Consider the following 18713-nt stretch of genomic DNA (forward strand, 5'->3'; position numbering starts at 1 on the left):
AAGGAATCCTCCCCCCACCAAACGGTGAGGTCGGGGTTCAATAATTTGGCATTGAACATAGTGCACGCTGTTGAGTTCTCAAGGAACGGACGCACCCGAGTTTCAGTCTCATGACCTGCCCTCAGGGCAACCTGTCTACCGTACCACTTCTCTTGCCGGACTCGATCACTCGATGTCACTCGACCACTCGGATCTGAAGATCACCGGGCCGATACGGCAGTTGTTCACACAACAAGAACACGACCCGAAGATCATGCTCGTTCTGAAGTGGGGGTTTCATCTTAGGCTTGAAATCACCGAGTCGCAATGCGACTTCGAGGCTATTTGGCTAAGAATCTCGCCGTTCGGCCGGGAAGCCCTGATCTCTCAGCCGCTTCCCGCACCGCCGTGGCGATGAGTAAGAATTTACGCGGATCCCGGCACCCGGGCAAATCCGGCGTGCACCCCGGGCGTGTCGCACCGAAATGCTCAGTTTCGCGTCATCCGTCAGTCGACATCGTCTGGATGGGAACCCACCCGACCCTCGCGTTCGAGCGCCGTGATCGCCTGAACCTCCGCCTCGCTCAGCTCGAAATCGAAGACGTCGAAGTTCTCGACCATCCGCTCTCGCCGGTTCGACTTCGGGAAGACGATGCGGCCGCGCTGCAGGTGCCACCGGATGACGACCTGCGCGGAGCTCTTGCCGTGCGCCTCCGCGGCATCCGCGATCTCGGGGAGTTCGAAGAGGGGGTACTTGCCCTGGCCGAGCGGCCCCCAGGCCTCGATCGCGATGCCGTGCTCGGCGGCGAACGCCGTGGTGGCCGGCTGCTGGTGGGCGGGGTGCAGTTCGATCTGGTCCACGGCCGGCACCACGTCGGTCTCCGCGAGCAGCCGCTCGAGGTGCGGCACGAGGAAGTTCGAGACGCCGATCGAGCGCGCACGTCCGCTCTCGCGCAGCTGCTCGAGCGTCTTCCACGCCTCGACGTACCGATCGCCCTTCGGCGACGGCCAGTGGATCAGGTAGAGGTCGACGTACTCGAGGCCCAGCCGTTCGAGGCTCGCGTCGAACGCATCGAGCGCCGACTGCGTGCCGTGGTCGGTGTTCCAGAGCTTCGTCGTGATGAAGAGCTCGTCGCGGGCGATGCCGGATTCGGCGAGCGCGGTGCCGACCCCCGCCTCGTTGCCGTAGATGCGGGCGGTGTCGATGTGGCGGTAGCCGACCTCGAGCGCGTCGCTGACGATGCGCACCGTCTCATCGGGATCGACCTTGAAGACGCCGAAGCCGAGCTGCGGGATCGAGTGGCCGTCGTTGAGCTGGATGCGCGGAACGGAAGTCATGCTTCATCCCACCACGGGCCGCAGCCGCAGAGAGGGAGGTTCGCTGCCCGCGAATCAGGCCGCGTCGGCCTCGGTGCCGGCCGTCTCGGGCAGCGGATGCCGCGTGGCGAGCCGTTCCCCCGCGCGGAGCGCGACCGACCATCGGTTGCCGAACGGCGGCAGCGGGCACACGTACTCGTCGGAGAACGCGCACGGCGGCAGGTACGCGCGGTTGAAGTCGACGACGACCATGCCGTCGTCGGCGGGCTCGGGCACCCGCAGGAACCGGAAGCGGTAGCTCTCCCCGCCGCTCGTCGCGTCGGCGAACACCGCCGAGAGGCCGTGGTCGTCGCGCGTCACGGTGAGCGCGACGGAGACGCCGTCGATCTCGAGGTCGATCGTTCCGCCGAGTCGGTCGCTGGACTCGTGGCCGTCGACGGAGGTCACGTCGAGCGTCGCTCCCGAGGCGGCGTGCGTGAACCGGCCCGTCATCACGCGGTCCGCGGCGGGCGGGTACGTCTCGATCGCAGCGAGCGAGGTGCGGCTCGGAGCATCCGGGTCGATGACGCGAAGGGCGAGCGCGCCGTCGCGCTCGAACGCGCGAAGGCGCACGCCGTCGACGTCGACCCCCTCCCCCGGGGCGAGCCGCACCGTCGCGACACTCGGCAGCGACTCGCCGACCACCGCGGCCGACTCGGCATGCCACCGACCCGGTGCACCCGAGAACCCGGCCGGCTCGGCCGTGAGCCAGTGGGTGTGACGGAGCGCCGCTGTGCCGTACGGTGCTGAGACCGTCGTCCAGCGCGACTGCCGCCATTCACGCCACGCGGTCTCGAACTCGTGCTCACCCATGCCGACACCGTAACCGCCGCATCGGCGCCCGATCGAATCGGGCGATTCAGGAGGCGAGCGCCGAGTCGGGCAGGAAGAGCAGCACGAGCGCCGGCGCGCTCGTCATGATGTTGACGAGCAGGTGGGCGATGATGATCGGCATCAGCCGCCGCTGACGATGCACGATGAGACCCGAGCCGACCCCCCACACGAAGAACGCCGCGAGGTAGACGAGCACCGCATCGGCGGTCGCGGCGTAGAAGACGTGCTGCAGGGCGAAGATCGCCGACGGCACGACGATCGCCCAGAACACCGGCCATCGCCGCTCGAGTCCCCACTGCGAGTACCCGCGATAGATGAGCTCCTCGGCCGGCGCGTTCAGCGGGGCGAACGTCACGACCGAGACGACCGCGAGCACCGTGAGCCAGACGCGATTCAGCGTCGGGGCGGCATCCGCGTCGTAGAAGACCGTTTCGAAGCGCTCGAACACGGCGCCGCCGTGGAGCGCGAACATCACGCCGAAGACCGCGAGGATGAACGGCAGCCACAGCACCGCGAGCCAGAGCAGCCCCCAGAGCACGTCGCGGCCGAGCCGTCGCCACGAGAAGTCGATGAGGTCGCGAGCGCGTTGCCCCGAACGGTGCAGCGCCCGCCGCACGAGCACGATCGAGGCGACGTTCACCGGCAGCATCGTCGCCGCGGCGAACAGCATGCCGGGCGGGAACGGCCCGGGCTCGGCCGCCACCGCGAGCGCGATCCAGGTGGCGAGCGCCGCGAGGCCGACGAGCGCGACCCTCAGCAGCGGCAGCCCCACGAGCGCCGCGGTGCCCGGAATGCGCGACGAGGTCGGCCCCGCCTGCACCTCGACCTCGGTCGACATGAGGGAGTTCTACCACGACCCCGTTCGCGCCGCATACGATGGAGGGCTGTGCTTGCCGCGATCACCTACCCCGCCGAGCTGCCCGTCTCCCGGCAGCGTGAGGAGATCGCGCGCGCCATCCGCGAGAACCAGGTCGTCATCATCGCCGGCGCGACCGGCTCGGGCAAGACCACGCAGCTGCCGAAGATCTGCCTCGAACTCGGCCGCGAGTCGATCGGCCACACCCAGCCGAGGCGGCTCGCCGCCCGCACGATCGCCGAGCGCATCGCCGAGGAGCTCGGCGAGGAGGTCGGCGGGATCGTCGGCTACCAGGTGCGATTCACCGACAAGGCCACCGCCTCGACCCGCATCAAGCTGATGACCGACGGCATCCTGCTGAACGAGATGCACCACGACCGGATGCTGCGCCGGTACGACACGATCATCATCGACGAGGCCCACGAGCGCAGCCTCAACATCGACTTCCTGCTCGGCTACCTCAAGCAGTTGCTGCCGAAGCGCCCCGACCTGAAGGTCATCGTCACGAGCGCGACGATCGACCCCGAGAGCTTCGCCAGGCATTTCGCGGATGCTTCGGGCAGCCCGGCCCCGATCGTCGAGGTCTCCGGTCGCACCTTCCCGGTCGAGATCCGCTACCGCCCGCTCGTGGCTGAGGATGCGGCGAGCGACGACCCCGACGAGGTGCCGACGACCGGCGGACGCGCCCCCGCCGACGACAAGGACTATCTGCAGGGCATCATCGAGGCGCTCGACGAGCTCGACCGGGAGTCGCGCGGCGACGTGCTGGTCTTCCTCTCCGGCGAGAACGAGATCCGCGACGCCGAGGAGGCCGTTCGCGGCCACTACTCCGGTCGCGGGTCATCCGTCACCGAGGTGCTCCCCCTCTACGGGCGCCTCTCGGCGGCCGACCAGCACCGCGTGTTCCAGCCGTCGAAGGTCGCCGGTGTCCGGCGCAGGGTGGTGCTCGCGACGAACGTCGCCGAGACGAGCCTCACCGTGCCGGGCATCAAATACGTGATCGACGCCGGCACGGCGCGCATCAGCCGCTACTCGGTGCGCTCGAAGGTGCAGCGCCTGCCGATCGAGGCGATCTCGCAGGCCTCGGCGAACCAGCGCTCGGGTCGATCGGGCCGCACGAGCGACGGCATCGCGATCCGGCTGTACTCCGAGGAGGACTTCGCACGGCGTCCGGAGTTCACGGAGCCCGAGGTGCTGCGCACGAACCTCGCCGCGGTCATCCTGCAGATGATCTCGCTCGGGCTCGGCGACATCGAGGCGTTCCCGTTCCTGACCCCGCCCGACGCGCGCGGTGTGAAGGACGGTGTCGAGCTGCTGCGCGAGCTCGGCGCCGTCGACCCCTCTGCGACGTCAGGGGCCGGTCCCCGACTGACGAAGGTCGGCCGCGACCTCGCGAAACTCCCGATCGAGCCGCGATTCGGCCGAATGGTCGTCGAGTCGAAGCAGCACGGCGTGAGTCGCGAGGTGCTCGCGATCGTCGCGGGACTCACCATTCAGGACCCGCGCGAACGCCCGCTCGAGCGCCGTCAGCAGGCCGACGAGCAGCACGCCCGCTTCGCCGACCCGACGAGCGACTTCATCACGCTCCTGAACCTCTGGAACCACCTCGAGACGCAGCAGCGCGAGCTCGGTTCGAGCGCCTTCCGGCGCATGTGCAGGAACGAGTTCCTGAACTACCTGCGCGTGCGCGAGTGGAACGACGTCTACCGCCAGCTCCGCCAGATGAGTCGGCCGCTCGGACTCGAGATCGACGACAAGACGCCCGGCGGCGGCGCGGCGCCCGACGCCGATCTCATCCACAAGTCGCTGCTCGCCGGCCTCCTCAGCCACATCGGCCTGAAGGACTCCCCCGCGAGCACGACCCAGTCGGGCACTCGCGGCGCCGCGGCATCCGGCGGGCGGAAGCCCAAGGGCGAGTACCTCGGCGCCCGGCAGTCGCGCTTCCTGATCTTCCCGGGCTCCGCGCTCGCGAAGAAGCAGCCCGACGCGATCATGAGCGCCGAACTCGTCGAGACGAGCCGGCTCTTCGCACGCATGAACGCGGCGATCGACCCGGCGTGGGCCGAGCCGCTCGCGGGATCGCTGCTCAAGCGCAGCCACAGCGAACCGCACTGGGAGAAGCGCCAGGGCGCCGCCGTCGCGTACGAGAAGGTCACCCTCTACGGCGTGCCGATCATCGCCCGTCGGCGCATCCAGCTCGCCCGCATCGACCAGCCGTACGCGAGGGAGCTCTTCATCCGTCACGCGCTCGTCGAGGGCGACTGGCCGAACGACATCCGCCGCGACCGGCTCTTCGACTTCGATCGCCGGAACCGCAAGCTCCGCGCCGAGCTCGAGGCCGTCGAGGAGCGCAGCCGTCGCCGCGACATCCTCTTCGACGACGAGGCGGTCTTCGAGTTCTACGACTCGCGCATCCCGGCCGACGTCACCTCGACCCGGCTCTTCGAGACCTGGTGGCGCACGGCGAAGCAGGACTCCCCCGAGCTGCTCACGATGACGGCCGAGGCGCTCGCCCCCGACGACGCCCCCGCGATCGACGAGGACGCCTTCCCGCCGAACTGGCAGCAGGACGACCAGACGCTCGCCTTGCGCTACCGCTTCGAGCCGGGCGCGACCGACGACGGCGTCACCGTGCAGGTACCGCTCGTGCTGCTCGCTCGGCTCCACTCCGAGGGCTTCGACCGGCAGGTGCCCGGCCTCCGCACCGAACTCGTCACCGCGATGATCAAGGCGCTGCCGAAGGTGATCCGCCGCAACGTCGTCCCCGCGACCGATTGGGCCGCGAAGATCGTCGCCGAGCTGGGCGAAGCGGATGCCCCGGCGGGAATGTCGTTCGCCGACCAGGTCGCGGCCGTCATCAAGCGCCTCACGCACACCCCGGTGACCGGCGCCGACTTCGCGATGGACCGCATCCCGCCGCACCTCCTGATGTCGTTCCGGGTCGTGGACGGCCGCGGCAAGCAGCTCGCCGTCGGCAAGGACCTGCGGGCGCTGCAGGCCCAGCTCGCCGACCGCGCCCGCGACGCCGTCGCCGACACCTTCGCGAAGCCCGCCCGCGGCGAGCGCGGGCCCCGAGGACCGCGCCAGGTCGACGGCCCGGTGACCCCCGGCTCGATCGCCGCAGCCGCTGAGGCGCCCGGCGCCGGCATCGAGCGCAGCGGCCTCACGAGCTGGGACTTCGCCGAGCTGCCCAGGTTCGTCGACACGACGGTCGGCGGCAACCGCGTGCGGGCCTACCCCGCGCTCATCGACGCCGGCTCGGCGGTGGACATCAGGCTGCTCGCGACGCCCGAGGAGCAGGCGCGGGCGATGCCCGGCGGCATCCGTCGCCTGCTCATGCTCGCGACGCCCTCACCGGTCAACTACGTGCAGCAGCACCTCACCGGCAACGAGAAGCTCATCCTCGCGACGAGCCCCTACGCGAGCACGACGGCGCTCTTCGCCGACTGCCTCGTGGCCTGCATCAACGACGTGCTCTACCGCGTGAAGGACGACGGCATGCTCTTCACGAAGGTCGAGTTCGACACCGTTCGCGACCGGGTCTCCGGCGTCGTCATGGACACGATGTTCGAGACCGTCGGCCTCGTCGCGCGCACGCTCACGGCGCTCCGCACCGCGGAGAAGACCGTCAAGTCGGCGACGAGCATGGCGCTGCTCCCGGCGCTGAGCGATGCCAAGGAACAGCTCGCGGGCCTCGTCTTCCCCGGCTTCGTCTCGCGGACGGGTCTCGAACGCCTCCGGCACGTGCCGCGCTACCTCGAGGGCGTCACGATGCGCGTCGGCAAGCTCGTCGACAATCCCGGCCGCGACCGGGTGTGGATGAACGAGGTGCAGACCGCGCTCGCCCGCTTCGCCGACGCGGGCGGCACGATTCCGCTGGCACCGGATGCTCCGGCGAACGTCGTGCGTGGGCGCTGGCTCATCGAGGAGCTGCGCATCAGCCTCTTCGCACAGGAGCTGCGCGCAGCCGAGAGCGTGTCGCTCCAGCGCATCACGAAGGTGCTGCAGGGCTGAGCTGCAGCACCTCCGCGACGGCTACAGCACCTTCGAGAGGAAAGCCTGCGTGCGCGCGTGCTGCGGGTTCGAGAGCACCTCGCGCGGGTCGCCCGTTTCGACGACGACGCCGCCGTCCATGAACACCAGCGTGTCGGCCACCTCGCGGGCGAACCCCATCTCGTGCGTGACGACGATCATGGTCATGCCGGTCTTCGCGAGCCCCTTCATGACGTCGAGCACCTCGCCGACGAGTTCGGGGTCGAGCGCCGAGGTGGGCTCGTCGAAGAGCATGAGCTTCGGATCCATCGCGAGCGCACGTGCGATCGCGACGCGCTGCTGCTGCCCTCCCGAGAGGTGCGCCGGGTAATAGTCCGCGCGCTCGGCGAGCCCGACGCGCGCGAGCAGCTCGAGGGCACGCGCCTTGGCCTTCGCCTTCGAGACCCCCTTGACCTGGGTCGGGGCCTCCATGACGTTCTCGAGGGCCGTCATGTGCGGGAACAGGTTGAACCGCTGGAACACCATGCCGATGTCGCGGCGCTGCTTCGAGATGTCCTTCGGGTGCATCTCGTACAGCCGTCCGCCAGCCTCGCGGTACCCGACGAGCGCGCCGTCGACCGACAGTCGGCCGGACGACACCTGCTCGAGGTGGTTGATGCAGCGGAGGAAGGTGGACTTGCCCGAGCCGGAGGGCCCGACCAGGCACAGCACCTCGCCACGCTTCACCTCGAGCGAGATGTCCTTCAGGACCTCGTTCGAGCCGAAGCTCTTCGACACGTGCTCGGCGAGCACCATCGGCGTCGTGGCATCCGTCGTCGCGGTGCCCTCGCCGACCGCGCCGGTCGTCTGCTCGCTCATCGGGCGTCTCCTCCGTGCTTGGCGCCGATGGCGGCTTCGGCGTCCGTCTGTTCCAGCTCGACCGCCGACATCGAGGCGGTCACCGGCCCGGCTCCGGCGTCGGGGCGGACCCCGACACCACGGGCGAAGCGCTTCTCGAGGAAGTACTGGCCCACCATGAGCACCGAGGTGATCGCGAGGTACCAGATCGAGGCGACGATGAGCAGCGGGATGGGGTTGAAGATCTCGACCGAGATGTCGCGCGTTCGCATGTAGAGCTCGAGCGTGAACGGGATGGCCGAGACGAGCGAGGTCGTCTTCAGCATCGAGATGACCTCGTTGCCGGTCGGCGGGATGATCACCCGCATCGCCTGGGGCAGCACGACGCGGCGCATCGTCTTGCCCCAGCCCATGCCGAGCGCCGTCGCCGCCTCGTGCTGTCCGGAGTCGACCGAGAGCAGGCCGGCGCGCACGATCTCGGCCATGTAGGCCGACTCGTTCAGCGCGAGACCGATGACGGCGAGCCAGAAGGCGTTGAACAGCACCTCGGTCGGGAACGAGATCCAGGCCTCCATGAACGGCACGCCGAGGTCGACCGTGGTGTAGATCGTCGACAGCAGGCCCCAGAACACGAGCTGCACGTAGACCGGAGTCCCACGGAAGATCCAGAGGTACACCCATGCGATCGACTTGAGCACGGGGTTCGGCGACTGCCGCATGACCGCGAGGATGATGCCGAGCACGACACCGATGACCATCGCGAGCACGGTGAGCAGCAGGGTGTAGCCCGCCGCCATCGAGACTCGCTGGTCGAAGACGTACTTGCCGACCGACGGCCAGTCGAACGCCTCGCGCTGCGCGGCGTCGATCACGAAGACCGCGACGGCGGCGAGCAGGACGACGGCGAAGACGATGCGCCACGGATGCCGCAGCTTGACGACCTTCATCGGCGGTTGCTTCGTCGCCTCCGTTGGCGAGTCGCTCATGATCAGGTGCCCGCGTTGATCTCGATGGTGTCGACGCCGCCGGCCTCGACGCCCCACTCGGCGAGGATGTCAGCGTAGGTGCCGTCGTCGATGAGCGACTGCATGGCCGCCTGCACGGCGTCGGCGAGCTTCGAGCCCTTCTCGACCGGGAAGCCGTAGGGAGCCGAGTCGAAGACCTCGCCCGCAGCCTCGAGCTTGCCGTCGGTCTGCGCGATCGCGTAGCCGGTGACCGGCGAGTCGGCACTCATGGCGTCGGCCTGGCCGAGCACGACGGCGTTGGCGGCGGCCTCCTGCGTGTCGAAGGGGGTGATCTCGATCGCCGGCTTGCCCGCGTCGAGGCAGGCCTGGTTCTTGGCAGGCAGCTCGTCGGTGTGCTCGTAGGTCGTCGCCTGCACGGCGACCTTCAGGCCGCAGGCGTCGTCGGGGTCGACGCTCTCGCCTGCGGGTGCAGCCCACAGGATGCCGGCGTTGTAGTAGTCGACGAAGTCGACCTGCTGCTGGCGCTCGGCGTTGTCGGTGAAGCTCGACATGCCCAGGTCCATGGTGCCGCCGGTGATCGACGGGATGATCTTGTCGAAGCTCGCGATCTCGTACTCGACCTCGAGGCCGAGCTTCGCGCCGAGGGCCTCGACGAGGTCGACGTCCCACCCGATCGGGTTGCCGTCGGCGTCCTTGTATTCGTTGGGCGGGTAGGCGGCGTCGGTGCCGACCACGAGCTTGCCGGAGTCGGCGATCTCGGCGGGCAGCAGGGCGGCCGCCGCCTCGTCGACGGCGATCGTGGGCGTCGACGAATCGGTCGTCGGTTCGCCGCCTCCGGTGGTGTTGTCGACACAACCGGAGAGGAGGAGGACCGCTGCGGCAGCGGCGGCGGGGATGATCAGGCGTCGGGGGTGCATTTGGAACCTCTGTCATTGCGTTGGTGAGCAGCGACGACGAAGACCTCGGCCCCGTCGCCGTAGTGAGCATAAACCACCTCCCGACGCGCGGCGTCGCCGGCACATCACGATCCGACGCTCGATAGAGTTGTGGGACCGTGGGAAGCTACTCCGATCTCCTCAGAACCTCGGGCGTCGCTCGCATCATCGCCGCCCAGCTGACGGCACGCTTTCCGTCGGGCATGCTCTCGCTCGCGTTCCTGCTGCACGTCGAACAGCAGACGGGCTCGTACGGCTCTGCCGGCCTCGTGCTGGCGGCGACGTCCATCGGCCAGGCCATCGCGGGGCCGCTCACGAGCCGGCTCATGGGGCGGCTCGGCATGCGGCCCGTGCTCATCGCGACCCTCGTCGTCTGCGTCACGGCGATCGTCGCGATCGCGCTGCTGCCGCTCACGGTGCCGCTCTACATGGCGGTCGGGCTCCTCGCCGGACTCGCCAACCCGCCCGTGCAACCCGCGGTGCGGACGATCTACCCGAAGATGGTGAACTCCCGCCAGCTCACGCCGCTCTTCTCGCTCGACGCCTCGGCGCAGGAGATCATCTGGGTCGTCGGACCCGTGGTCACGACGTTCGTCGCGACGCAGATCGGCACCGTCTGGGCCATCCTCCTCGCCGCCGTGCTCATGATCATCGGCGGCATCTGGTTCATCACCTCGCCCGAGCTCGGGCGAGTGCGCATCCCCCGGTCGAAGCGGCGCTTCGGCACCGTGCTCGGGCGGCCGCCGGTGCTGCTCGCGACCGTCGTGGGCTTCCTGCTGATCGGCGCGTGCGCGGCGATCGAAGCCGGCGTCGTCGCCGCGTTCGGCCATGACGGCGCCGAGGCCGGCATCGTGCTCGCGATCTTCTCGGTCGGCTCACTGGCCGGCGGCCTCTTCCTCGGCCATGTGCCGATCGGCCCCTGGTCGACGGCCCGCCGCATGTTCATCGTGTTCGCGGGCACCGCGCTCGCGGCGGGCCTCATGGACTTCTGGTGGCTCTCGATCACCCTCTTCATCGCCGGCATCGGCATCGCCCCGGCACTCGCCGTGCTGTTCGCGATCGTGTCGGCGAGCGTGAAGTTCTCGGACACCGCCGAGGCCTACGGCTGGGTCGGCACCGGACAGCTGATCGGTGCTGCGCTCGGCTCGGCGCTCGCGGGCTTCCTCATCGACGGCAACGGCGCGCAGGGGGCGTTCTGGGCGGCCACCGCGCTGGCCTTCCTCGGCTTCCTCGTGCCACTGCTCGGCCGGCGCTGGCACCCCGATCTTCGGGGCCGCGACGCCAGCCCGATCCCCGACACCGAGCCGGTGCCGATGCAGCCCAGCTGACGGCCCCGACCCCTCCGGGCTCTGCCTCGACGCGATCGACGCGGGCTACCGGCACCTCGACACCGCCGCGTCTACGGCAACGAGCGCGAGGTCGGCGGCTGCGCGACGAGGGCCGGGTGCGTTCCATCGGCGTCTCGAACTTCCACGCTCACCACATCGAGCGGCTCGTCGACGAGACGGGCGAGGCGCCGGTCGTGAACCAGGTCGAACTGCACCCGTGGCTGCCGCAGACCGCGCTGCGCGAGTTCGATGCGGCACGCGGCATCCGGACCGAGGCCTGGTCGCCGCTCGCCCGCGGCCGGGTGCTCGGCACGCCCCTCCTCGACGAGCTCGCCGCCGCGCATGGGCGCACCCCCGCGCAGATCGTGCTGCGCTGGCACGTGCAGATCGGCAACGTCGTGATCCCGAAGGCGTCCTCCCCCGCCCGCATCCGCGAGAACCTCGACGTGTTCGACTTCGAGCTGACCGCCGACGACCTCGCCGCCATCGCGACGCTCGAGACCGGCGAACGCACCGGGCGGGACCCCGACGACGACTGACCCCCGCCCCGAGCGACACCCGATCGTGATCCGACTCCCAGCGAGGTTCCAGACATCCGCTCCCGCGCCGGGAATACTGTGAGCGCATGAGACGACGACAGGCTCCGGCCGCGGTGGCGGCCGCCGCGCTCACCGCCCTCCTCCTCGCCGGGTGCACGGCCGGCCAGGCCACCTCCTCGGGCGATCCCGGCATGATGCCGGGCGAAGCCCCTGCGCCCGATTCGCAGCAGTTCGTCGAAGGCGATGCCGCCGACGACACCGCGGTCGAGTCCGAGACGGACCGCAGCGTCATCACCACCGGGTGGATCTCGATCACGGTCGACGACCCGATCGCGACGGCGCAGGAGGCGGCCGACATCGCCGAGCAGTCGGGCGGGCGCGTCGACAGCCGCAACGAGACCCCCGGCACCGGCACCGAGCCGCCGAGCGCGTCGCTCACGATCCGCGTGCCGGCCGACGAGCTCGACGCCGTCGTCGCCGAGCTCCGCGACCTCGGCACCGTGAACTCCGTGTCGATGACCGCCTCCGATGTCACGCAGCAGCGCCAGGACCTCGACGCCCGCATCGCGGCGCTCACCGCGTCGGTCGACCGCCTGCGCGAGCTCCTCACCACCGCCACGTCGATCACCGACCTCATCGCGATCGAATCCGAGCTCACGACCCGGCAGGCCGAACTCGACAGCCTCACGCAGCAGCGCGACCTGCTCGTCGACCAGGTCGACTTCTCGACGATCAGCCTCGACCTCGTCACCGAGGCCGTCGCGCCGGATGCCGCGCCCGACGACTTCTGGAGCGGCCTCGCCGCCGGGTGGGGCGCCCTCGTCGCGTTCGCCGGCTGGCTCGGCGTCGCGATCGGAGTGCTGCTGCCATGGCTCCTCGCCGCCCTCGTCGTCGCGTCGATCGTGGTCGTGATCGTCGTGCTGTCGGTACGCGGGCGACGCAGCGGCCGAGCGGATGCCGCGGCATCCGTCGCCCCGCCGCCTGCACCGCCGTCGGACCCGGCGCCGCCCGCATCTCCCGGGCACGGCGGGTCGCCCGAGGCGTAGTCTGGCGACGTGACGACGCCTGAGACTCTGCTGAACGACGAGCTGCTCGAACGCATCCGCGAACGCGCCGCCCGCTACGACCGCGACAACGCCTTCTTCGATGAGGATCTCGTCGAACTCCGGGAGGCCGGCTACCTGACGGCGCTCGTGCCGGTCGAGCTGGGCGGACTGGGCTGGAGCTTCGCCGACGCCGTGCGCGGCCAGATGCGCCTCGCGAGCGCGGCACCGGCGACGGCACTCGCGGTCAACATGCACCTCGTCTGGACGGGCGTCGCCAAGGTGCTGCGAGACCGCGACGACGACTCGCTCGACTTCGTGCTGCGCGAGGCGGGCGCGGGCGAGATCTTCGGCTTCGGCATCAGCGAGGCCGGCAACGACCTCATGCTCTTCGGCTCGCGCACGATCGCCGAGCCCCAGCCCGAGGGCGGCTACCGCTACACGGGCCGCAAGATCTTCACCTCGCTCTCCCCGGCATGGACCCGGCTCGGCACGATGGGCCTCGACACGGTGTCGGCCGATGCGCCGAAGCTCGTCTACGGCTTCATCGACCGCGAAGACCCCGACGTCCGCATCCTCGACGACTGGGACACGATGGGCATGCGGGCGAGCCAGAGCCGCACGACCGTGCTCGACGGTGCGTTCGCGGCCGACGACCGCATCGTGCGCCGCCTCGACCCCGGACCGAACGCCGACCCCCTGATCTTCGGCATCTTCGCGAACTTCGAGCTGCTGCTCGCCTCGGTCTACGCCGGCATCGGCGACCGCGCGCTCGAGTTGGCCGTTGCCGCGGCGCACCGGCGCACCTCGATGAAGAACGGGGGCGCTCCGCTCTCGCAGGATCCCGACATCCGCTGGCGCATCGCCGATGCGGCGCTCGCGCAGGAGGCCATCGCGCCGCAGCTCCTCGCGATCGCCCACGACCTCGACGGCCTCGTCGACCACGGCGCCTTCTGGTTCGCCAAGCTCGTCGGCATCAAGGTGCGCGCCACCGAGACGGCCAAGCACGTCGTCGACCAGGCGGTGCGCGTGTCTGGCGGGTCGACGTACTTCGCGGGCTCCGAACTCGGCCGGCTCTACCGCGACGTGCTCGCCGGAATCTTCCATCCCTCCGACGACGAGTCCGCCCACTCGACAGTCGCGAACGCCTGGCTCGGCCCACTCGACTCCTGAACCCGGCTCGGAGCGCCCCGACCGGTAGACTTGGCCGGGCGGCGCGGACCGCCATCGGAATTCTGGAGGTCGTTGTGAACGTCGTTACTTTCCTCATCTCGATGGGACTCTTCGTCTTCGGCATGTGGCTCATGGGCACCGCGCCCGTGATGACCGAGTTCCAGGCGCCCGTGTTCTTCGGCGGCATCATCAGCGTGGCGCTCTCCCTCGCGATCCCGTTCCACCTGCTCGGTCGCAGCGACGGCGTCTGAGCACCGAGTTGCTTCCCTCGCGCGACACCCTCGTCACGTACCCCGACGGCGCACTCGAGGCCGAGAGCGCCGTGCTGCACGTCGCCCCGGCCGGTGACGGCCTCGTCGCGGTCGTCACCGAGACCACGAGCTTCCACCCGGTCGACGCGGCCTGGCCCGACCAGCCCGCCGACACGGGTTCCCTCGTCGTCGACGGAACCGAGGTGCCGGTCGTCGATGCCGTGGTCGCGGCGACCGACGGCACGGGTCTCCACCTCGGCGCCGACATCCCCGTGCGCAAGGGCACCGAGGGCTGGACGTTCCTCGTCGCCCACCTCGTGCGCGACGATGCTGCGATCGCCGAGGGCGATGCGGTGACGGTGCGAGCGGATGCCTCGGCGCGCCGCGCCCTCTCGATCGGCCACACGGCCTGCCACGCGGCGGCGCTCGCGCTGAACGGCGCGCTCGCCGGCCACTGGTCGAAGCCCGCGCGCGAGGACGCCCTCGGAGCGCCCGACTTCGACGGCATCGCCATCGCGTCGAGCCGCATCCTTCCCGACGGCTCCGTCGACGTGTACCGCCTGAACAAGTCGCTGCGCCGCGCCGGTTTCGACACGGCCGCGGTCGCCGCCGACGAGCTCGGCGGGCTCGCGGCATCCGTCACCGCGACGATCGCCGAGTGGGCGGCCGCAGGGGCGACGGTGCGCATCGACCGCGACGGTGACGGACTCACCGATCGCCGGTACTGGGTGGCGGAGCTTCCCGGCGGCACCGCGCGCATCGCCTGCGGCGGCACCCACGCCGGTTCGCTCGCCGAACTCGGCGACGTGCGGGTCGAGTTCGAGGCGGGCGACGACGCCGGCACCCCCGTGCTGACGATGCGCACCCACGCAGCGCCGGCGCGCTGAGCACGACCGGCCGCGACACCTCCGCGCGGGGTTACGATTACGACTGTGGGTATTCGCATCGAGAAGGTCGACCTCCCTGGGATCGGCATTCGTCACGACCTCGTCACCGAGAGCGGCCGGCGCATCAGCGTGGTGTCGCATCGTGACGGCGAGCGCGACCTCGGCGTCTTCGATCAGGACGATCCCGACGCCTGCCGCGACTCCATCCCGCTGAACGACGACGAGGCAGCAGCCCTCGCCGACGTGCTCGGCGCCTCCGTCATGCTCAGCCGGCTCACGAGCCTCAGCGATGAGACGGCCGGCCTCTTCACCGAGCAGATCGCCCTGCCGACGGACTCGCCGTACCTGAACCGCACGCTCGGGGCGACGAAGGCCCGCACGCGCACCCACGCCTCGATCGTGGCCATCGTCCGCGATGGCGCGATCATCCCCTCACCCACGCCGGCGGAGACGCTGCGTGCTGGAGACGTCATCGTCGGCGTCGGAACACGTGAAGGACTCGACGGAGTAGCCCGGCTGCTCGCCAACGGCCCCGACTGAGGCCGCCATGCACGAGACCACGCTGCTCCTCATCGAAGTCGGCGCGCTGCTTCTCGGCATGAGTCTGCTCGGGCGCCTCGCGCTCGTGTTCGGCATCTCGCCGATCCCGTTCTACCTCGTGCTCGGCCTCGCGTTCGGCGAGGGCGGGTTCATCGCGCTCGATGCCAGCGAGGAGTTCTTCCAGACCGGTGCCGAGATCGGCGTGATCCTGCTGCTGGCGCTCCTCGGCCTCGAGTACACGGCGTCGGAGCTCTTCGGCAGCCTCAAGTCGGCGCGCACCGCCGGCCTCTTCGATGCCGCACTCAACGCCCTGCCCGGGGCCGCGCTCGCGCTCCTCCTCGGCTGGGGTCCGGTCGCCGCGGTCGCCATGGCCGGCGTGACGTGGGTGTCGTCGTCGGGCGTCATCGCCAAGCTCCTGCGCGACCTCGGCCGGCTCTCGAACCGCGAGACGCCGGCGATCCTCGCGGTGCTCGTCATCGAGGACCTCGCGATGGCGTTCTACCTGCCCGTGCTCTCGGCCCTCGTGGTCGGGATGAGCCTCCTGCAGGGCGCCATCTCCGTCGCGATCGCAGTGAGCGTGGTGGCCGTGATCCTCTACGTCGCGCTGCGGCACGGGCACGTCGTCTCACGCCTCTTCCCGGCCGACCACTTCGAGCCGCTGCTCCTCGGCGTGCTCGGCCTCACGATGCTCGTCGCCGGTCTCGCGGCCGAGGTCAGCGTGTCGGCCGCGGTCGGCGCGTTCCTCGTCGGCATCGCGTTGTCGGGCCGCGTCGCCGCGAACGCGAGCCAGGTGCTCACTCCGCTCCGCGACCTGTTCGCGGCGATCTTCTTCGTCTTCTTCGGGCTCACGACCGACTCGTCGGCGCTCCTGTCGATGCTCCCCGCGGCGCTCGCCCTCGCCCTCGTGACGATCATCACGAAGCTCATCACCGGCGCCTACGCCGCCAGACGTGCCGGGGTCGGCACACTCGGCCAATGGCGCGCCGGGCTCTCGCTCGCGCCGCGCGGCGAGTTCTCGATCGTCATCGCGGGGCTCGCGGTGGGGTCGGGGGTCGTCGCCCCCGAACTGGCACCGCTCGCCACGGGCTACGTGCTCATCACGATCGTCGCCGGCACGTTCCTCGCTCGCGTGCCCGACGCCCTCTGGTTCCGCGCGGCCGTGCGACGACGGCGGGCGAACACCGGGGCGAGCCCGGTTCCGCCCGCCGTCTGAGCGCGTCGGCCCGAGTCAGTCGATCGGGCGATCGGCGGATGCCGCGGCATCCGCTCGATCCGCGGCGCCGAGATCGGCGACGGCGGCGAGTTCCGCGTCGTCGGCGTCGGCGGCCGCGAGCAGTTCCCTCACCCGCGGCACCACCTCGGTGGCGTAGAGCTCGATGCTCTTCATCATGGCCTCGTGCGGCAGCCCGCCGTTGGAATACTTCATGTCGAAGCGGGTCGCCCCGATGGCGCGCATGGCATCGGCGATCTTCACGGCGATCCGTTCGGGCGCGCCCGCGTAGAGCGCGCCGTTCGGGCCGGCCTCGTCTTCGAATTGTGCACGGTCGACCGGACCCCAGCCACGTTCTCGTCCGATGCGGTCGATGCTGATCTTGTAGTGCGGCCACAGGGTGTCGAGCGCCTCGGCGTCGGTGTCGGCGATGAAGCCGGGCGAGTGGATGGCGATCGGCTGCGCCGGGTTGCCGAACTGGTCGAGCGCACGACGGTAGAGGTCGGCGAGCGGGGCGAACCGGGCGGGGCTGCCGCCGATGATCGCGAGTACGAGGGGCAGGCCGTAGTGGGCGGCGCGCACGACGGACTCGGGGCTGCCGCCGACGCCGACCCAGGTCTTCAACCGGCCGTGCTCCACGGGCGGGAAGACGAGCTGGTCGGTGAGCGACGAGCGGAGCTGGCCGCTCCACGTGACCGGCTCCTGCGGGAGCAGTGCGGAGAAGAGGCCGAGCTTCTCCTCGAAGAGCTCCTGGTACTGGTTCAGCTCGAACCCGAACAGCGGGAACGACTCGATGAAGGAGCCTCGACCGAGGATGACCTCGGCGCGGCCGTTCGAGAGCCCGTCGAGGGTCGCGAAGCGCTCGAAGACGCGCACCGGGTCGTCGGAGCTCAGCACGGTGACAGCCGAACCGAGGTGGATGCGCTCGGTGCGTCCGGCGATCGCGCCGAGCACGACCTCGGGCGCGGAGACGGCGAAGTCCTCGCGGTGGTGTTCGCCGATGCCGAAGAAGTCGAGACCGAGACGGTCGGCGAGCACGGCCTCCTCGACGATGTTCCGCAGGACCTGCGCGTGCGGCAGCCGCTCGCCGCCCTGACCGATCGTCACGTCGCCGAACGTGTCGAGTCCGAATTCGTAGCGCCCAGACATCCTGATCCCCTCCGTACTTCCATGCATCTGCATGCATAGGGTGGAACCACCGTCGGGACGAGACTATTCCCCGGCACCGCGCGGCGCACGCCCGCGGGGAATGCCGACCGAGGCCGGCACGTTCACTTCCATGAGCATGCATCGAACCGGATGCGTCGAGGATGGGAGAATCGAAACGTGACGGAACGGCCGGTCATCGGAATCTACGGCGCGGGCAAGGTGGGCACCGCCCTCGCCCGGCTGCTCGTCGCCTCCGGCCACCGCGTGCTCATCTCCGGTTCGCCGCGTCAGACCGCCCTCGACCTGCTCGTCGGCGTCGTCGCCCCCGGCGCCGAGGTGACCTCCCCCGAGACCCTCGCCACCACCGCCGACGTCATCATCATCGCCGTGCCGTTCAGCAAGGCCGGCACCGTGCCGTGGCCGCTGTTCGACGGCCGCATCGTCGTGGACGCCATGAACTACTGGCCACCGGTCGACGGCAACATCGCCGAGATCGACGACGACCCGCGCACCACGAGCGAGATCAACGCCGCCCGCAATCCGCGCGCCCGCGTCGTGAAATCGCTGAACCACCTCGGCTACCACGAGATGGAGGACGACAGCATGGCTGCGGGCTCCCCGCTGCGCCGAGCCCTCGCCGTCGTCGGCGACGACGCGGACGCCCGTGCCGTGATCGCCGAGATCATCGACGAACTCGGTTTCGACCCGGTGGACGGCGGCGAGCTCCGGCACGGCGTGGCACTCGAGCCGGGGCACCCCGCCTTCGGCCGCGAACTCTCCGCCGCCGAGCTCGCGGCGCTCCTGACGCCCGCCGTGCATCTGGCCGCCTGAGCCGCGC

At 70.2% G+C, this 18713-nt stretch carries 18 protein-coding genes; 11 read left to right on the plus strand and 7 right to left on the minus strand.

Annotated features, from left to right (window positions below; translation table 11 throughout):
* The first annotated feature begins 172 nt into the window (after positions 1–172).
* Positions 173–397 carry a hypothetical protein gene (locus ASE14_RS14475; RefSeq protein WP_056656495.1) on the plus strand — a complete coding sequence of 75 codons (225 nt, stop codon included), beginning with the start codon at positions 173–175 and terminating at the stop codon, positions 395–397.
* Positions 398–486: 89 nt separating this feature from the next.
* Here the strand turns inward: ASE14_RS14475 and ASE14_RS14480 are convergent, their stop codons facing one another.
* The 3 genes from ASE14_RS14480 to ASE14_RS14490 are packed head-to-tail and all read right to left on the minus strand — an operon-like array spanning position 487 to position 3007.
* Positions 487–1317, minus strand: coding sequence for an aldo/keto reductase (locus tag ASE14_RS14480; protein WP_056656500.1), 831 nt, complete (start codon positions 1315–1317; stop codon positions 487–489).
* 54 nt (positions 1318–1371) lie between these two features.
* Positions 1372–2148: a DUF1684 domain-containing protein gene (locus tag ASE14_RS14485; protein WP_056656503.1), complete on the minus strand. Its 777-nt coding sequence runs from the start codon at positions 2146–2148 to the stop codon at positions 1372–1374.
* A gap of 46 nt (positions 2149–2194) precedes the next feature.
* Positions 2195–3007 carry a CPBP family intramembrane glutamic endopeptidase gene (locus tag ASE14_RS14490; protein ID WP_056656506.1) on the minus strand — a complete coding sequence of 271 codons (813 nt, stop codon included), beginning with the start codon at positions 3005–3007 and terminating at the stop codon, positions 2195–2197.
* A 48-nt stretch (positions 3008–3055) separates the two neighbouring features.
* Between ASE14_RS14490 and hrpA the strand changes: the two genes are divergently transcribed.
* Positions 3056–7039 (plus strand): ATP-dependent RNA helicase HrpA, encoded by a 3984-nt coding sequence (gene hrpA, locus ASE14_RS14495; protein WP_056656509.1) that lies wholly within the window; start codon positions 3056–3058, stop codon positions 7037–7039.
* Between the two features lie 21 nt (positions 7040–7060).
* Here hrpA and ASE14_RS14500 read toward each other — a convergent pair whose 3' ends face one another.
* From ASE14_RS14500 to ASE14_RS14510, 3 genes are read right to left on the minus strand one after another with little or no spacing between them, the layout of a single operon-like run.
* The gene (locus ASE14_RS14500; protein ID WP_157373066.1) at positions 7061–7813 is read right to left on the minus strand and encodes an amino acid ABC transporter ATP-binding protein; all 753 of its coding nucleotides are present in this window, start codon (positions 7811–7813) and stop codon (positions 7061–7063) included.
* A 59-nt stretch (positions 7814–7872) separates the two neighbouring features.
* Positions 7873–8802, minus strand: a complete 930-nt coding sequence (locus tag ASE14_RS14505) for an amino acid ABC transporter permease (RefSeq protein ID WP_235511423.1) — start codon at positions 8800–8802, stop codon at positions 7873–7875.
* A gap of 41 nt (positions 8803–8843) precedes the next feature.
* Positions 8844–9737, minus strand: a complete 894-nt coding sequence (locus tag ASE14_RS14510; protein WP_056656519.1) for an ABC transporter substrate-binding protein — start codon at positions 9735–9737, stop codon at positions 8844–8846.
* Positions 9738–9874: 137 nt separating this feature from the next.
* Here ASE14_RS14510 and ASE14_RS14515 point away from each other — a divergent pair, with 137 nt between their 5' ends.
* From ASE14_RS14515 to ASE14_RS14545, 8 genes are all read left to right on the plus strand, one after another.
* On the plus strand, positions 9875–11083 hold the full coding sequence (locus ASE14_RS14515) for an MFS transporter (protein WP_056656522.1): 1209 nt from the start codon (positions 9875–9877) through the stop codon (positions 11081–11083).
* 116 nt (positions 11084–11199) lie between these two features.
* Complete coding sequence (locus ASE14_RS14520) at positions 11200–11622, plus strand: aldo/keto reductase (RefSeq protein WP_369816501.1); 423 nt, start codon at positions 11200–11202, stop codon at positions 11620–11622.
* A gap of 86 nt (positions 11623–11708) precedes the next feature.
* Positions 11709–12668: a DUF4349 domain-containing protein gene (locus ASE14_RS14525; protein WP_082600926.1), complete on the plus strand. Its 960-nt coding sequence runs from the start codon at positions 11709–11711 to the stop codon at positions 12666–12668.
* A gap of 9 nt (positions 12669–12677) precedes the next feature.
* Complete coding sequence (locus ASE14_RS14530; protein ID WP_056656528.1) at positions 12678–13838, plus strand: acyl-CoA dehydrogenase family protein; 1161 nt, start codon at positions 12678–12680, stop codon at positions 13836–13838.
* Positions 13839–13912: 74 nt separating this feature from the next.
* Positions 13913–14089, plus strand: coding sequence for a hypothetical protein (locus ASE14_RS20635; protein ID WP_157373022.1), 177 nt, complete (start codon positions 13913–13915; stop codon positions 14087–14089).
* 8 nt (positions 14090–14097) lie between these two features.
* Entirely contained in the window at positions 14098–14976 is an 879-nt protein-coding gene (locus tag ASE14_RS14535) for a hypothetical protein (RefSeq protein WP_056656531.1), read from the plus strand.
* Between the two features lie 45 nt (positions 14977–15021).
* Entirely contained in the window at positions 15022–15516 is a 495-nt protein-coding gene (locus ASE14_RS14540; RefSeq protein ID WP_056656534.1) for a cation:proton antiporter regulatory subunit, read from the plus strand.
* A 7-nt stretch (positions 15517–15523) separates the two neighbouring features.
* Entirely contained in the window at positions 15524–16729 is a 1206-nt protein-coding gene (locus ASE14_RS14545; protein ID WP_056656537.1) for a cation:proton antiporter, read from the plus strand.
* A gap of 15 nt (positions 16730–16744) precedes the next feature.
* On the opposite strand, the gene ASE14_RS14550 is transcribed toward ASE14_RS14545, so the two are convergent.
* Positions 16745–17875, minus strand: coding sequence for an LLM class flavin-dependent oxidoreductase (locus tag ASE14_RS14550; RefSeq protein ID WP_082600928.1), 1131 nt, complete (start codon positions 17873–17875; stop codon positions 16745–16747).
* A 150-nt stretch (positions 17876–18025) separates the two neighbouring features.
* Here ASE14_RS14550 and ASE14_RS14555 point away from each other — a divergent pair, with 150 nt between their 5' ends.
* Complete coding sequence (locus tag ASE14_RS14555) at positions 18026–18706, plus strand: NADPH-dependent F420 reductase (RefSeq protein ID WP_056656541.1); 681 nt, start codon at positions 18026–18028, stop codon at positions 18704–18706.
* Positions 18707–18713: the final 7 nt, after the last annotated feature.

Source organism: Agromyces sp. Root81 (genome assembly GCF_001429165.1).
GTDB lineage: Bacteria > Actinomycetota > Actinomycetes > Actinomycetales > Microbacteriaceae > Agromyces.

Bases quoted from the DNA above. Each gene is read 5' to 3' on its own strand.
- ASE14_RS14525 (WP_082600926.1), top strand. From the start codon at position 11,709: ATGAGACGACGACAGGCTCCGGCCGCGGTGGCGGCCGCCGCGCTCACC.
- ASE14_RS14555 (WP_056656541.1), top strand. From the start codon at position 18,026: ATGCGTCGAGGATGGGAGAATCGAAACGTGACGGAACGGCCGGTCATC.
- ASE14_RS14475 (WP_056656495.1), top strand. From the start codon at position 173: ATGTCACTCGACCACTCGGATCTGAAGATCACCGGGCCGATACGGCAG.
- ASE14_RS14505 (WP_235511423.1), bottom strand. From the start codon at position 8,802: ATGAAGGTCGTCAAGCTGCGGCATCCGTGGCGCATCGTCTTCGCCGTC.
- ASE14_RS14500 (WP_157373066.1), bottom strand. From the start codon at position 7,813: ATGGTGCTCGCCGAGCACGTGTCGAAGAGCTTCGGCTCGAACGAGGTC.
- ASE14_RS14485 (WP_056656503.1), bottom strand. From the start codon at position 2,148: ATGGGTGAGCACGAGTTCGAGACCGCGTGGCGTGAATGGCGGCAGTCG.
- ASE14_RS14480 (WP_056656500.1), bottom strand. From the start codon at position 1,317: ATGACTTCCGTTCCGCGCATCCAGCTCAACGACGGCCACTCGATCCCG.
- ASE14_RS14490 (WP_056656506.1), bottom strand. From the start codon at position 3,007: ATGTCGACCGAGGTCGAGGTGCAGGCGGGGCCGACCTCGTCGCGCATT.
- ASE14_RS14510 (WP_056656519.1), bottom strand. From the start codon at position 9,737: ATGCACCCCCGACGCCTGATCATCCCCGCCGCCGCTGCCGCAGCGGTC.
- ASE14_RS14550 (WP_082600928.1), bottom strand. From the start codon at position 17,875: ATGTCTGGGCGCTACGAATTCGGACTCGACACGTTCGGCGACGTGACG.
- ASE14_RS14545 (WP_056656537.1), top strand. From the start codon at position 15,524: ATGCACGAGACCACGCTGCTCCTCATCGAAGTCGGCGCGCTGCTTCTC.